Raw genomic sequence first — 15,063 nt, forward strand, 5'->3', positions numbered from 1 at the left:
AACTGGTTTCAACCTGGGCATTCTTTGCTCTGGCGTCACGGGACGCAAAACGGTTCGGGAAAGCTCCCATGTCGCTGATCGACACCTTCTTCAACGCCGACGTCATTGCGTCGAGCCTGCCGGCGCTGCTGCGCGGTTTCCTGAACACGCTGCTGCTTGGCATAATGAGCATCGGCATCGGCATTCCCATCGGGCTGGTGATCAGCCTGGTGCGGCTCTACGCGCCGAAGCCGCTGCGCTGGCTGGCGGTCGGCTACACCGACATCTTCCGCGCTTTGCCGGTGCTGGTCGTGCTGATCCTGATCTATTACGCGCTGCCCTTCCTCGGCATCCGCCTGTCGTCCTGGGCGTCCGCGGTGACGGCGTTCGCCATCATCATGTCGGCCTATTCGGCCGAAGTGTTCCGCTCCGGTATCGAAAGCATTCCGCGCGGGCAGTTCGAGGCGTCGCAGGCGCTCGGCCTGCCGTTCCTTTTGACCTTGCGCAAGGTGGTGCTGCCGCAAGCGGTGCGCGTGGTCATACCGCCAATGACCAGCAACTGCGTCTCGATGTTCAAGGACACCTCGCTCGCCTCGACCGTGGCGCTGCCGGAACTCCTGAAGGAAGCGACCAACGCGCAGTCGCTCTACGCCAACCCCTCGCCGCTGATCGGCGCCGCCCTCGTCTATCTCATCTTCCTCTGGCCGATGGTCCGTCTCGTCAGCCTGCTTGAAGACCGCTTCAAGACCGAGAAGACGCGCTGACATCCCCACTGATCAACCCGCCCAAGTCTTTCTCAGGAGCGTACCCGTGAACAAGCATCAGACCGACAATGCGAACGCCGCAGCGTTCCCCGTCGACACCGTCCGCGCCATGTTCCCCGCCTTGCAGCGGGCCGGCGATTTCATCTTCTTGGACAACGCCGCCGGCGCGCAGATCCCGCAGAGCGTGCTCGACGCGGTGACCAACCATCTGGTTTCGCACAATGTGCAGCGTGGTGGCCGCTATGGCCGAAGCGTCACCGTCGACCAGTCGGTCGCCGATGCCCGGACAAGCGTAGCACTGCTGATCAACGCCTACAGCCCGGCGGAAATCTGCTTCGGCATGAACGCCACCTCGTTCATCCGCCTGGTCAGCCTCGGCATCGGCCAGATGCTGCAGGAGCGCGACGAGATCGTCATCACCGATATGGACCACGACGCCAACATCGCCACCTGGCTGGCGCTGGAGCAGGCGGGCGCCAAGTTCCAGTGGTGGCGCATGCGCGACGACGGCAATCTGCATGTCGACGATTTGCGGCCATTGGTTTCCGAGCGCACCCGCCTCGTCGCCTGCACGGTGACGGCGCATTCGATCGGCTCGATCGTCGACGTCGCCTCCGTGGCTGAAATCGCCCATGCGGCCGGCGCCGAAGTGTTCCTCGACTGCGTGCATTACGGACCGCATGGGCTGATCGACGTGCAGGCCTGGGACTGCGACTATCTCGTCTGCTCCGGCTACAAGAACTTTTCGCCGCATATGGGCTTCCTGTGGGGCCGCTTCGAAACACTGAAGCGGCTGCCGACCTTCCGTGAGGATTTCATCCCCGACGAGCCGCCCTACAAGGTCGAGGCCGGCACCTTCATCTACGAGAATGTGTCCGGCATGGATGCGGCCGTGCAGTATCTGGAGCTGATCGGCCGCAACCTCGCGCCCTCCAACAACCGCTCGCGGCGCGAAAACATCGTTGCCGGCATGGGCGCCATCCGCGACTACGAATTGCTTTTGGCGCGCGAGATGCTTGGCGTGCTGAAGGATTGCGGGGCGACCATCTATGGCGTCGCCGACGAGGCCCGCATCCACGAGCGCGTGCCGACCTTCTGCTTCAACATCGGCAAGCTGTCACCGCAGCGGATCGTCGAGGAAATGGCCGAGATGCAGATCGGCATCCGCGACGGACACATGTACGCGCCACGCCTGATGAAGCGCCTCAACCTCTCAATGGACAGCGGCGCCATCCGTGCCTCGCTGGTCCACTACAACACGGTCGAGGAAGTGCATCGTTTCGGCGAAGCGCTGCGGGCGATTGTTGCGAAGCTGTCGTGAGCTGATCTCTTCGCGAGATGCCGGCAGGACAGAGGGGGCGCGAAGGATCGCCATCTTTCGCGGTATGGCGATCTCCGCGACGGACCTCCTTCGCCCTAGCACGACGACTCTCGAGTCAGGCAGCCTTCTTCGCCAACCTCGCCTTGATCGAGGCGACGTCGGCCCGTGGCGTCGCGGCGAACAGCGTCCTGGTGTAGCTGTGCTTGGGGTCTGAAAAGACCTCGTCTCGCGAGCCGTATTCGACCGCTTCGCCGAAATACATCACCATTACATCGTCGGCGATGTAGCGCACCACGGACAGATCGTGGCTGATAAAGACATAGGTCAGCTGGAACTCGTCCTGCAGGTCCGCGAGCAGGTTGAGCACTTGCGCCTGCACGGACAAATCGAGCGCCGAAACCGGTTCGTCCAGCACCAGAAGGCTTGGGTTGAGCATCAGGGCGCGGGCGATGGCGATGCGCTGGCGCTGACCGCCCGAGAACATGTGCGGGTAGCGATTGTAGTGCTCGTGGCCGAGGCCGACCTTCTTCAGCATCTTCATGGCGAGATCGCGCCGCTCGGCGGCCGGCTTGTCGGTGTTGATCAGCAGCGGCTCGCCCAGCACATCGCCGATCTTCTGGCGCGGATTGAGTGAGCCATAGGGGTTCTGGAAGACGATCTGCACCTTGCGGCGCATCTCCTTGGTCAATCCGCCCCTGGCGATGTCGACCTTGTTGCCGTCGATGAACAACTCGCCGGATGTCGCCGGATCGATCAGCGTGATGATGCGGGCGAGCGTGGACTTGCCGCAGCCGCTTTCGCCGACGATGGCGAGCGTCTTGCCCTTGTCCACCGTAAAGGAGACGCCCTTGACCGCGTGCACCGTGCGCGGTCCGGTGAACAGGCCGCCGCCGATGTGGTAGTCGCGGACGATGTTCTTGCCTTCGAGGACCGTGGTGCTCATGCCGAGGCTCCCGCGGCCGAGGGCGCCGGTTCGAACAGCATGTCGGAAACGGTCGGCAGCCGGTCGCCGACGGCGTTCTCCGGCAGCGCCGACAGCAGCGCGCGCGTGTAATTGCTCTTCGGCGATTCAAACAAAGACAGCACGTCGGCCTCTTCCATCTTGCGGCCCTTGTACTGGACGATGACGCGGTCGGCGGTCTCGGCCACCACGCCCATATTGTGGGTGATCATGATCAGGCCCATGCCGTATTTGGCCTGCAGCGAGACCAGCAGATCGAGGATCTGCTTCTGGATGGTGACATCGAGCGCGGTCGTCGGCTCGTCGGCGATCAAGAGTTTCGGATTGCAGGCGATGGCGATGGCGATCATCACGCGCTGGCACTGGCCGCCCGACATCTGGTGCGGAAACGAGCTCAGCCGCTCTTCCGGGTCGGCAATGCCGACCAGCTTCATCAATTCGATGGCACGCGCCCGGCGCTGGGCGCGATCCATGCCCATGTGGAAGCGCAGCACCTCCTCGATCTGGAAGCCGACCGTGAAGCACGGGTTGAGGCTGGCGATCGGCTCCTGGAAGATCATCGAGATGTCCTTGCCGACGATCTTGCGGCGTTCGGACGGGCTGAGCTTCAACAGATCGACGCCGTCGAAGGCCATGCGGTCGGCCTTGACGGTCGCGGTGTTCGGCAACAGCCCCATCACCGCCAGCATCGCCACCGACTTGCCGGAGCCGGACTCGCCGACTATCGCCAGCACTTCGCGCGGCTCGATCGAAAGGTCGATGCCTTGCACGGCCATGAACGGACCGGCCGCTGTGTCGAAGGAAACGGTGAGGTTCTTGATCTCGAGCAGAGACATACTCACGACCTCTTCAGCTTGGGGTCGAGCGCGTCGCGCAGGCCGTCGCCGATCAGGTTGATGGCAAAGACGGTGATCAGGATGGCAAGGCCGGGGAAAGTCACCACCCACCAGGCGCGCAGGATGAACTCGCGCGCTTCGGCAAGCATGGTGCCCCATTCGGGCGTCGGCGGCTGCGCGCCCATGCCGAGGAAGCCAAGGGCGGCGGCCTCGAGGATGGCATTGGAGAAGGACAGCGTCGCCTGCACGATCAGCGGCGCGATGCAGTTGGGCAGGATGGTGACCAGCATCAGCCTGAGATGGCTGGCGCCGGCGACCTTGGCCGAGATTACATATTCGCGGTTCTTTTCCGCCATCACCGCGGCGCGGGTGAGCCGGGCGAAGTGCGGCTGCAGCACGAAGGCGATGGCGATCATCGCATTGACGAGACCGGGGCCGAGCACCGCCACCAGTACCAATGCCAGCAGCAGCGAGGGGAAGGCCAGGATGATGTCCATGATGCGCATGATCAGCGTGTCGACCCAGCCGCGGCAATAGCCGGCAAGCAGGCCGAGGACGACGCCGGAGATCAGCGCTGATGTGACGACGACGAAGCCGATGGCGAGCGAAAAGCGCGAGCCGTAGATCAGGCGCGAAAGGATGTCACGGCCGACGGCGTCGGTGCCGAGCAGGAACTGCGCATTGCCGCCCGCCTGCCAGGCCGGCGGCGTCAGAAAGAAGTCGCGGAACTGATCGTCCGGCGAATGCGGGGCGAGCAGCGGCGCAAAGAGGGCGATCAGGATCAGCAGCGCGAAAACGAAGAGGCCGATCACCGCGCCCTTGTTGACGGAGAAGTAGTGCCAGAATTCCGCGAACATCTGCAGCCGCGCGTCCTGCGGCTTGACGACGGTCGCGGCTTCGATTGTGGCTGGGCCTTCGTTGGTCATGTCAATTCGCCCGTATGCGCGGGTTGATGACGGCGTAGAGCACGTCGACGATGAGGTTCACCGACATGACGATCAATGCGATCAAAAGCAACCCGCCCTGCACGGTGAAATAGTCGCGCTTGGAGATGGCGTCGATCATCCATTTGCCGATGCCGGGCCAGGAGAAGATGCTCTCGGTCAGGATGGCGCCGGTCAAGAGCGTGCCGACCTGCAGGCCGATGGTGGTAACGACCGGGATCAGCGCGTTGCGGAAGGCATGCAGGCCGATGACGCGGCGCGGCGCCAGGCCCTTGGCGCGCGCGGTGCGCACATAGTCCTCGCCAAGCACCTCGAGCATGGCCGAACGCGTCTGCCTGGCGATGACGGCGAGCGGAATGGTGCCGAGCACGATGGTCGGCAGGATGAGGTGCGACAGCGCCGAGCGGAAGGCGCCCTTCTGCCCCGAGATCAAGGAATCGATGGTCATGAAGCCGGTCACCGGCTTGAAGAAATAGAGAAGGTCGATGCGGCCGGAGACCGGGGTCCAGTGCAGCGTGCCGGAGAAGACGATGATCAGCAGCAGCCCCCACCAGAAGATCGGCATGGAATAGCCTGCCAGCGCCGTGCCCATGGTCAGCTGGTCGAACCAGGAGCCGCGGCGGATCGCGGCGAAGATGCCGGCGGCGACACCGAAGAGGATGGCAAAGATCATGGCGAAGATGGCGAGTTCGACCGTTGCCGGGAACCGCACCAGGAAATCCTTGAGCACCGGCGTCTTGGTGGAAAAGGAGGTGCCGAAATCACCGCTGAGGATGTTGGTCAGGTAGGTCAGGTATTGTTGCCAGATCGGCAGGTCGAAACCGAACTGGTGCATCAGCGCCGTATGGCGTTCGGGCGACAGGCCACGTTCGCCCGCTAGCACCAGCACCGGATCACCGGGCAGGATGCGCACGAAGCCAAAAGCGAGGATGGTTATCCCGATGAAGGTCGGGATGATGAGGGCGAGCTTGCCGAGGATGTAACGCAGCATGGCGGGCGAGGTGGGGCGGCACCGTGCGGCGCCGCCCCGTTTCGCGAACCTTATTCGGCGATATCGACGCCGTCAAAGCGGTGGATGCCGAGCGGATCCATCGCAAAGCCGGAGACGGTCTTCTGCATCGGCATGAACACCTTGGAATGAGCGAGCGTCGCCCACGGTGCCTGCTGCTTGAAGATGACCTGTGCCTGTTCATAGAGCTTGGTGCGCTCGGCCTGGTCGGAAACCGTCTTGGCCTTGTTGATGAGCGCATCGAAGTCCTTGTTGCACCATTCCGCGCGGTTGTTCGAACCGACGGAAGCGCAGCTCAGGAGCACGCCGAGGAAGTTGTCCGGATCGCCATTGTCGCCGGTCCAGCCGACGATGACGGCGCCGTCGTGATCGACCGCGGAAGCGCGCTTGAGGTATTCACCCCAATCGTAGCTGACGATGTTGACGGTGACGCCGACCTTGGCAAAATCGGCCTGGATCAGCTCGGCGGTGCGGCGTGCGTTCGGCATGTACGGGCGCGACACGGGCATGGCCCAGACGTTCATCTTGAGGTCCTTGACGCCGGCCTCTGCAAGCAGCTTCTTGGCCGCATCCGGATCGTACGGATCGTCCTTCACGTCCTTGTTGTAGGACCACATGGTCGGCGGGATCGGGTTGATCGCCACCTGGCCGGCACCCTGGAAGACGGCGTCGATGATGGCCTTCTTGTTGATGGCCATGTTGAGCGCCTTGCGGACGCGCACATCGTCGAACGGCTTCTGCTGGGTGTTGTACATCAGCGCACCGACATTGAGGCCTTCCTGCTCGTCGACCTTCAGGTTCGCATCGGCCTGCAGGCCGGCGATGTCGGCCGGTGCCGGATACGACATGATGTTGCACTCGCCGGCCTTGAGCTTCTGCGCGCGCACCGCCGGATCGGTGGTGATGGCGAAGACCAGGTCGTCGATCTTCTGCTTGCCGCCCCAATAGTCCGGGTTGGCCTTGTAGCGGATGGCGGCGTCGGTCTGGTAGTCGACGAAGATGAACGGACCGGTGCCGATCGGCTTCTGGTTGAACAGTTCAGGCGTCTTGTCGGCCTGCAGCTTGTCGGCATACTCCTTTGAGACGACCGAGGCGAAGTCCATGCCCAGCGTCGGAATGAAGGTGATCGCCGGCTCCTTGAGGGAGAACTTCACCGTCAGGTCATCGACCTTTTCGACCTTGGTGATGTTGTCGCCGAACTGGTCATTGTAATACTGGTAGGCAATGCCCGGAATGTACTGGAACCAGGGGCCGCTCTTGTCGACCTGGCGCTGGAACGAGAACACCACGTCGTCGGCGTTGAAGTCCCGCGTCGGCGTGAAATAGTCGGTGGCGGCGAACTTGACGCCCTTGCGCAGCTTGAAGGTATATTCCTTGCCGTCGTCGGAAATCGTCCAGCTTTCAGCCAGGCCGGGCGAGATCGTGGTCTTGCCGTGATCGAATTCGACGAGGCGATTGAAGACGGTACGCGAGGACGCATCGAATGTCTGTCCCGCGGTGTACGGCGCCGGGTCAAAACCCTCTGGCGAAGCTTCGGCGCAATAGACCAAGGTTTTCGCATTGGCCACGCCGCCCAGGACGCTTGCAGCCAGCAACGCGGCTGCAAAAGTCAATTTCTTCTTCATTGAGCACTCCCTGATGTTCTTCCAAGCCCCTCTATCAGGCTCGCGAAGCGCGCATATAAGCACCGTTTTTCCGGCTTTGGAACACCCCGTTTGCTTACCCCGCGGGAAGCGGGAAAAAAATCCGCGTTTTTGCTAAATGGCAGAAAAAATTAGCAGTTTTTTCCATTCACGGTATTATTAACGACTGCATTTTTTTATTGATCTGGCATCTGGCGACACGGGCGCAGCGTCCGCCTTCATGCGCCCGCGGATGTGGAAAGAGGCTGGTTCCAAGTGTCGCCGCGGGAAAGATTTTCGGCGGCAAATCTTTCGGTGCGTTGCCGCAAGGGCAAGACTTGCACCGCCGCCGATAGAGGCAATACATAGATGGACATGCTGGCGGCAGCGGAGGACGTCCCTGTCAATTCGGGGCGAGCGCGGCACGGGCGTAGAAGAACAAGGATCGTCGAGGAGGAACGGGTGGCAAAAGCATCGAAGGCGTCGGCCAAGGCAGTCTCGAAACCAGCCGCCGCCGACGGGCAAGGCAAAACTGCCAAAGCCGCGACCGCCAAGGCAGAGGCGAAACCCGCCAAGGCGGCAGCAGCAAAGGCGGCCCCAGCCAAGGCCGTCGCGAAGCCAGCGGCGAAAGCCACCCCGGCAAAGACCTCGCCGACGAAGACTTCTCCGGCCAAGACTTCTCCCGCAAAGACGTCTCCCGCCAAGACTGCCCCGGCAAAGGCCACGTCGGCAAAGGCTGGGGCGACGAAGGCCGCCTCGCCAGCCAAGGCGGCATCGACCCCAGGCAAGCGACTGCCGAAGGCGCTCACCGAGCTCGCCGCCGGGCTGCCCGAAAAACCATGGCTGAAAAGCTACCCCAAGAACATGCCGACCGAGATCGGCGCCCTTCCCTACAAATCCATCGGCGACTTCCTTGTCGCCGCCTGCAAGCAGTTTGCCGGCCAGCCGGCTTTCACCTGCATGGGCAAGTCGATCACCTATGCCGAGCTCGAGCGGCTTTCGGCGGCATTCGGCGCCTATCTGCAATCGACGGGACTGCAGAAGGGCGCGCGCGTCGCGCTGATGATGCCGAATGTGCTGCAGTATCCAGTGGCGATGATGGCCGTGGCCCGCGCCGGCTACACGGTGGTCAACATCAATCCGCTCTACACGCCGCGCGAACTGGAACATCAGCTCAAGGATTCCGGGTCGCAGGCGATCGTCATCCTCGAAAACTTCGCGAACACGCTGCAGGCCGTCGTAGCGCGGACCTCGGTCAAGCATGTCGTCATCGCTTCCATGGGCGACATGCTCGGCGGCCTGAAAGGCACGATCGTCAATCTGATCGTGCGCCGCGTCAAGAAAATGGTGCCGGCCTGGTCGTTGCCCGGTCATGTCAAATTCACCGCGGCCTTGAAGGCCGGCCGCGGCATGAATTTCAAACCGGCCACGGTCGCGGCCAATGATGTCGCCTTCCTGCAATATACCGGCGGAACCACCGGGATCTCGAAAGGCGCGACCCTCTTGCACAGCAATGTGCTGGCCAATGTCGCGCAGAATTCGCTGTGGCTGCAGGACGCCTATACCGTCAAGCCCAAACCCGCGCATCTCAACCTCATCTGCGCACTGCCGCTCTACCATATCTTCGCGCTGACCGTGAATGCGCTGATGGGCATGCAGATGGGCGGCCAGAACATACTGATCCCCAATCCGCGCGACATTCCCGGCTTCGTCAAGGAGATGGGAAAGTATCCGATCCACATCTTTCCCGGCCTCAACACGCTGTTCAACGCGCTGCTCAACAATGAGGATTTCCGAAAACTCGACTTCAAGCCGCTGCTGCTGACGCTGGGGGGCGGCATGGCGGTGCAGAAGGGCGTCGCCGAACGCTGGAAGGCGCTGACCGGCTGCCCGGTCAGCGAAGGCTATGGCCTGTCGGAAACCTCGCCGGTGGCAACCGCCAACAAGTTCAGTTCCGGCGACTTCACCGGCACCATCGGCCTGCCGCTGCCGTCGACCGAAATCGCCATCCGCGACGATGACGGCAACAATGTGCCGCTCGGCGAGGTCGGCGAAATCTGCATCCGCGGTCCACAGGTGATGGCCGGCTACTGGAACCGGCCGGACGAGACCGCCAGGGTGATGACCGGGGACGGCTTCTTCAAGTCGGGCGACATGGGCTTCATGGACGAACGCGGCTACACCAAGATCGTCGACCGCAAGAAGGACATGATCCTGGTCTCCGGCTTCAACGTCTATCCGACGGAACTCGAAGAGGTCGTGGCCTTGCATCCCGGCGTGCTCGAGGTGGCGGCGATCGGCGTGCCAGACGAGCATTCCGGCGAAGTGCCGAAGCTGTTCATCGTCAAGAAGGATCCGGCCCTGACCGTTGAAGCCATCACCGCCTTTTGCCGCGAGAACCTGACCGGTTACAAGCGGCCCAGATACATCGAGTTCAGGACCGAATTGCCGAAGACTCCGGTCGGCAAGATCCTGCGGCGGGCGCTGCGGCAATAGGAACGATCTTGGATAGTGATCTTGCCGGCGACACTGGGCCGGATCATGGATTGCGCCTCGACCCCGGCGAATTCATCAAGGCGAACATGCGCCTTGTCCCGGTGCCGGCGCTTCCCGAAATCCAGTTTTATACCGCACACCCGGGCAGCGGATTGAGGCGCCTCGTCGATCCTGAAGATGATGTCAACGAGGCGGAACCGCAGCCGCCCTACTGGGCCTATGCTTGGGCCGGCGGCACCGTGCTGGCACGCTACATCCTCGACCATCCGATCACGGTGGCGGGACGCCGCGTGCTCGACCTCGGAGCAGGTTCCGGCATTGTCGGCATCGCCGCCGCGAAGGCCGGCGCGCGCGAAGTGATCGCCGCCGAGATCGACCGCAACGGCGTCGCCGCGCTCGGCCTCAACGCAGCAGCTAATGGCGTTGCCATCACGGTGGTCGGTGGCGATGTCACCGCGGGTTCGCCGCCCGTGGTCGATCTCGTGCTCGCGGGCGATGTGTTCTACGGCCATGACGTGGCCAGCCGCGTTATGCCTTTTCTCGACCGCTGCCTCGCGGCCGGAATCGAGATCCTGGTCGGCGATCCTGGCCGAGCCTGTCTGCCGCGTTCACGGCTGCGGCTGCTTGCAGAATATACGGTGCCGGATTTCGGCGAGGCGAAAGACGCGGCCCCAAGCCCAAGCGGCGTCTTTCGTTTCAAGACCGAAGCTGGCGGTTAGAGCAATTCCAGGAAAAGTGTGAAACGGTTTTCCGTCCGGAATTGCGTCAAAACAAAGAGCTAGAGCGATTCACTGTTTCCGTGAAACGGTGAATCGCTCTAGACGGTCTCCTTGACCCGTGCCGAAAGGAAATCCGGCAGGTCGGCAACCGAATCCAGGATGATGTCGGCGATCTCGGCCAGCGATTCGCGGGTGCCGGTGCCGGAAAGCACGCCCACCGCTAGGCCGCAGCCACCGGCGCGCGCCATTTCGAGATCGTGGCGGTTGTCGCCGACCATGGCGACCTCTGCCGGCCTCAGGCCGGTGAGATCGCAAAAGGCCTGGATCGTGTCGGGCGCCGGCTTCGGATTGGCCACCGCGTCGTAGCCATAGGCCGCGTCGAACAGCTGGGCAACGCCGAGGGTGACCAAGGTCTTCTCCGCGCCGCTGGTCGAATCGTTGGTGGCGACGCCAAGCCGGTAGGGTCTCCTGTGCAGGATGCCGAGCGTCTCGACGATCCCAGGCAGCGCCACCGCCATCGCGGAGCCCTGGACCGAGGTGATCTCGTTGAAGCGGGCGACGGCCAACATCTGGTCCTCGTTGGACAGCCTCGGAAACCACAATTCGACAACATCGAGATTGGTGCCGGAGGCAAAGATGGAGTCCGGCTTGAAGCGCCGGTTGGCGAAATCGAAGCCGGCGGCCGCGAGCAGCCTGTCGGCCTTCCAGCGATCGCCATCGGCGGCATCCATGGCCATGAAGTCGGCGACGCCGAGCCATGTCGCGTTGAAGTCGACAAGTGTCCCGTCCTTGTCGAACAATATCCCCTTGATGTCTGCCAAACTTTTCACTCCGAACCACGCAATTGGTGGATGTATCCCACAAGGCCAGCGGTCGACGCGTCACGCTTGGCGGCACTTTCCTTGCCCTCAACGACAGGCAGAAGGCCGGTCGCCAGCTCCTTGCCGAGCTCGACGCCCCACTGGTCGAAGGAATTGATGTTGAACAGCGTGCCCTCGACGAAGACGCGGTGCTCGTAGAGCGCGATCAGCCGGCCGAAGGTGCGCGGGTCGAGCTTGCGATAGAGGATGCTCACCGAGGGCCGGTTGCCGGAGAAAACGCGATGCGGGGCTATTCTGTCGACATCGGCCGGCTTCATGCCCTTGGCCAGCATCTGCGCGCGCGCCTCGTCCAGCGTGCGGCCCTTCATCAGCGCTTCCGACTGCGCCAGGCAGTTGGCGAGCAGCAGGTCATGCTGATGCTTGAGGTCAGGCTCGTGACCGACGGCCGCGGCGAGAAACTCGACCGGGATGAGGTCCGTGCCCTGGTGCAGGAGCTGGAAGAAAGCGTGCTGGCCATTGGTGCCGGGCTCGCCCCAGACCAGCGGCCCGGTCGGCGTCGCCACGGGCGTGCCGTCAAGCGTGACGCCCTTGCCGTTCGATTCCATATCGAGCTGCTGCAGATAGGCCGGCAGCCTGGACAGGCGCTGGTCATAGGGGATGACCGCGCGGGCCGGATAGCCACAGATCACACGATGCCACCAGCCGACCAGCCCCAGAAGCGCCGGCAGGTTCTTCTGCAATGGCGCGGTGCGGAAGTGCTCGTCCATTTCGTGGGCGCCATCGAGGAAGGCGCGAAAATTTCGCGGCCCGATGGCGATCATCACGGGCAGGCCGATCGCGCCCCAGACCGAATAGCGGCCGCCGACCCAGTCCCAGAAGCCGAAGACGCGATCCGCTTCGATGCCGAACTTCGCCACCAGGTCGAGCGCCGTCGAAACGGCGGCGAAATGCTTGCCGACCGCTTGCTTGCCGAGCGCCTTCTGCACCCAGTCGCGCGCCGTCTGCGCATTGGTCATCGTCTCGACCGTGGTGAAGGTCTTGGAGGCGACGATGAACAGCGTGGTTTCGGCGGACAGGCCCTTCAGCGTGTCATGGATATGGGCGCCGTCGATGTTGGAAACGTAATGCGCGCGCGGCCCGTCATGATAGGGCGCCAGCGCCAGCGTCGCCATGGCCGGGCCGAGGTCGGAGCCGCCGATGCCGATGTTGACGATGTCGGTGATCTTTTTGCCGGTGGCACCCGTCGCCTTGCCGGAGCGGACGGCATCGGCGAAGGCGCCCATCGCGTCGAGCACGGAAATGACATCCGCCTTGACATCCTGGCCGTCGACCATGACGCCCTTGCCGCTGAGGTTGCGCAGCGCCGTATGCAGCACGGCGCGGTCCTCGGTTATGTTGATCTTTTTGCCAGCGAACATGGCGGCGCGGCGGCCTTCGAGATCGGCGGCGCCGGCGAGCTTCTCCAACAGATCCATGGTGGTCGCGTCGACGGCGCATTTCGACCAGTCGAGCAGCATGTCGTCGTCGGTGGCGGAGAACGTCGCGAACCGCCGCGGATCGGCGGCGAAGGCCTGGCGCATGCTGGCAGGTGCCGCGGCGCGATGATCGCGCAGAGCGGCAAGCTGTTTCTGGAAGGCTGACTGATCCACTGGCGGGGGACTCCTGGCGTTTTGGACGCACCATATCAGACCGGATGTTTCCGGCGCGTGTCGTCGCGCCACAACTATTGAGCCGAATTCCGTCCGGTCAATACGCGGTGATGACGCATCGCATCACGATGCGATGACAGAATGTGTCATCGGCGTGGGCCACCAGGACGGCAACAGCCCCCGATTTCGGCCGAAGGATCACTGGCATAAATCCCAAAGATCAGAAAAATTGATTGGCGCAACCCCTTGTGCCACCGTTACATTTGACTGGTCCAGCTAAACGAAAAAAGCTGGCCATCGAGGAACATCTCCCATGCCACAGAGAAACGACACGGCGATATGGTCCGGCCTGTTCCGGATTTCGGCTGAATCAGGCCAAACCTTGCAGGCGCAGATCCGCCAAGCCATCGTGGCTGCCATTCTCGACCGTCAGATCGCCGCTTCGATGCCGCTTCCATCCTGCCGGATTCTGGCCGAAAAACTCGGTGTGGCACGCGGAACAGTGGTGCTGGCCTTCCAGCAGCTCGTCGACCAGGGCTTCCTTGTGGCGCGCGAGCGGCGCGGCCATTTCGTCAATCCGGACGTGCTGGCGACACCGGCCAAGCCGCACCAGAAGGCGCCCGACCAGGCCAACGAGATCGACTGGAAGGCTCGCCGGCAGATCGCCGCCAGCGACATGCCGCCGCCGGCCAAGCATGAGAACTGGATCAAGTCGTCCTACCCCTTCGTCTATGGCCAGTTCGACCCGGCGCTGTTTCCGACCGCCGAGTGGCGCGAGTGCAACCGCATGGCGCTGGCCGTCCTCGAGATCCGCAACTGGGCATCCGACATGGTCGATCGCGACGATCCGCTGCTGATCGAGCAGATCCAGGCGCGGCTCTTGCCCAGGCGCGGCATCTTCGCCAATCCGGACGAGATCATCGTCACGCTGGGTGCCCAGAACGCGCTCTATATGCTGGCGACACTTTTGATGACCAAAGGCTCGAAGGTGGCGATGGAAGATCCTGGCTACCCCGACGCGCGCTCGATCTTCCGGCTTGCCGGCGCCGACATCCAGCCGGTTCCGGTCGACCAGTCCGGCATCGTAACCTCTTCTATTCCCAATGATTCCGGCTTCGTCTTCGTCACGCCAAGCCATCATTGCCCGACCATGGTGCCGTTGTCGGCGGAGCGGCGGCAGGATCTGCTGGCGCGTGCCAACCGCCACAACCAGATCATCATCGAGGACGGCTATGACAGCCAGCTTCTCGACGAGGCGCCGCAGCAGGCGCTGAAGAGCCTCGACCGCTCCGGCCGTGTCGTCTATGTCGGCTCGATGTCGAAGACGCTGGCTCCGGGCCTCAGGCTTGGCTACATCGTCGCCTCTGCTGGACTGATCGCGGAACTCAGGGCGCTGCGCCGCTTCATGCTGCGCCATCCGCCGGCCAACAACCAGCGCGCCGTCGCGCTCTTCCTGTCGCTCGGCCATCACGAGGCGCTGGTGCGGCGGCTATCGAGCGCCTTCGACGAGCGGCGCAAGCGCCTGGTCCATGCGATTTCCGCTTTCCTGCCGGAATGGCGTTCGACCGACTCGGCCGGTGGCACGTCGCTCTGGCTCGAAGGGCCGCGCGGTACCGATTCCCGCAGTTTGGCCGAGGCGGCCGCCTCGCGCAGCGTCATCATCGAGCCTGGCGACCGGTTCTTCGACCGCACCGAAAAGCCTTCGCGTTTCATGCGGTTGGGCATTTCCTCGATCGCGCTGCAGCACATCGAGCCGGGCATCCGCGAACTCGCCACCGCGGCCGGACGCAGACCGGCCGCCGCCTGATCCATCGTCGATATTTCGTGACCGGAGCCGTTCGCAGCGGCTCCGGTCACTTTAGCTCTGGCACATGCAACTGGGCCAGCTGGCTCATAGGATGGACCAGTGCCGGCGGCATAGTCGGCGTCAGGGGAAGAAGCA

At 63.2% G+C, this 15,063-nt stretch carries 12 protein-coding genes; 5 read left to right on the forward strand and 7 right to left on the reverse strand.

From position 1 onward, the window contains the following. Window positions 1-68 precede the first annotated feature (68 nt). Window positions 69-743: an amino acid ABC transporter permease gene (locus JT360_RS17900; protein ID WP_214473043.1), complete on the forward strand. Its 675-nt coding sequence runs from the start codon at window positions 69-71 to the stop codon at window positions 741-743. A gap of 46 nt (window positions 744-789) precedes the next feature. Beyond that, complete coding sequence (locus JT360_RS17905) at window positions 790-2,064, forward strand: cysteine desulfurase-like protein (RefSeq protein ID WP_214473044.1); 1,275 nt, start codon at window positions 790-792, stop codon at window positions 2,062-2,064. A 115-nt stretch (window positions 2,065-2,179) separates the two neighbouring features. Here JT360_RS17905 and JT360_RS17910 read toward each other — a convergent pair whose 3' ends face one another. From JT360_RS17910 to JT360_RS17930, 5 genes are all read right to left on the reverse strand, one after another. Next, a complete protein-coding gene (locus JT360_RS17910; protein WP_214473045.1) occupies window positions 2,180-3,007 on the reverse strand; it encodes a dipeptide ABC transporter ATP-binding protein in 828 nt (275 codons plus the stop codon). Beyond that, window positions 3,004-3,861, reverse strand: coding sequence for an ABC transporter ATP-binding protein (locus JT360_RS17915; protein ID WP_140497000.1), 858 nt, complete (start codon window positions 3,859-3,861; stop codon window positions 3,004-3,006). The genes JT360_RS17910 and JT360_RS17915 overlap by 4 nt, the downstream gene beginning before the upstream one ends. Before the next feature lie 2 nt (window positions 3,862-3,863). Beyond that, window positions 3,864-4,718: an ABC transporter permease subunit gene (locus JT360_RS17920; RefSeq protein WP_214473125.1), complete on the reverse strand. Its 855-nt coding sequence runs from the start codon at window positions 4,716-4,718 to the stop codon at window positions 3,864-3,866. Window positions 4,719-4,788: 70 nt separating this feature from the next. Beyond that, on the reverse strand, window positions 4,789-5,796 hold the full coding sequence (locus tag JT360_RS17925; protein ID WP_214473046.1) for an ABC transporter permease subunit: 1,008 nt from the start codon (window positions 5,794-5,796) through the stop codon (window positions 4,789-4,791). A 50-nt stretch (window positions 5,797-5,846) separates the two neighbouring features. Continuing rightward, a complete protein-coding gene (locus tag JT360_RS17930; protein WP_214473047.1) occupies window positions 5,847-7,439 on the reverse strand; it encodes an ABC transporter substrate-binding protein in 1,593 nt (530 codons plus the stop codon). Between the two features lie 459 nt (window positions 7,440-7,898). Here JT360_RS17930 and JT360_RS17935 point away from each other — a divergent pair, with 459 nt between their 5' ends. Together JT360_RS17935 and JT360_RS17940 are read left to right on the forward strand one after the other, a co-directional pair. After that, window positions 7,899-9,932, forward strand: coding sequence for a long-chain fatty acid--CoA ligase (locus tag JT360_RS17935; protein ID WP_214473048.1), 2,034 nt, complete (start codon window positions 7,899-7,901; stop codon window positions 9,930-9,932). An 8-nt stretch (window positions 9,933-9,940) separates the two neighbouring features. Continuing rightward, window positions 9,941-10,651, forward strand: coding sequence for a class I SAM-dependent methyltransferase (locus JT360_RS17940; protein ID WP_502845473.1), 711 nt, complete (start codon window positions 9,941-9,943; stop codon window positions 10,649-10,651). Between the two features lie 98 nt (window positions 10,652-10,749). On the opposite strand, the gene JT360_RS17945 is transcribed toward JT360_RS17940, so the two are convergent. Both JT360_RS17945 and pgi read right to left on the reverse strand, forming a co-directional pair. Then, window positions 10,750-11,472, reverse strand: a complete 723-nt coding sequence (locus JT360_RS17945; RefSeq protein ID WP_214473049.1) for an HAD family hydrolase — start codon at window positions 11,470-11,472, stop codon at window positions 10,750-10,752. Between the two features lie 5 nt (window positions 11,473-11,477). After that, complete coding sequence (gene pgi, locus JT360_RS17950) at window positions 11,478-13,121, reverse strand: glucose-6-phosphate isomerase (protein WP_214473050.1); 1,644 nt, start codon at window positions 13,119-13,121, stop codon at window positions 11,478-11,480. 313 nt (window positions 13,122-13,434) lie between these two features. On the opposite strand from pgi, the gene pdxR reads away from it, so the two are divergent. Then, entirely contained in the window at window positions 13,435-14,928 is a 1,494-nt protein-coding gene (gene pdxR / locus JT360_RS17955) for a MocR-like pyridoxine biosynthesis transcription factor PdxR (protein WP_214473051.1), read from the forward strand. Window positions 14,929-15,063 lie beyond the last annotated feature (135 nt).

It is taken from the genome of Mesorhizobium sp. dw_380 (genome assembly GCF_018588885.1).
Classification (GTDB): Bacteria; Pseudomonadota; Alphaproteobacteria; order Rhizobiales; family Rhizobiaceae; genus Mesorhizobium.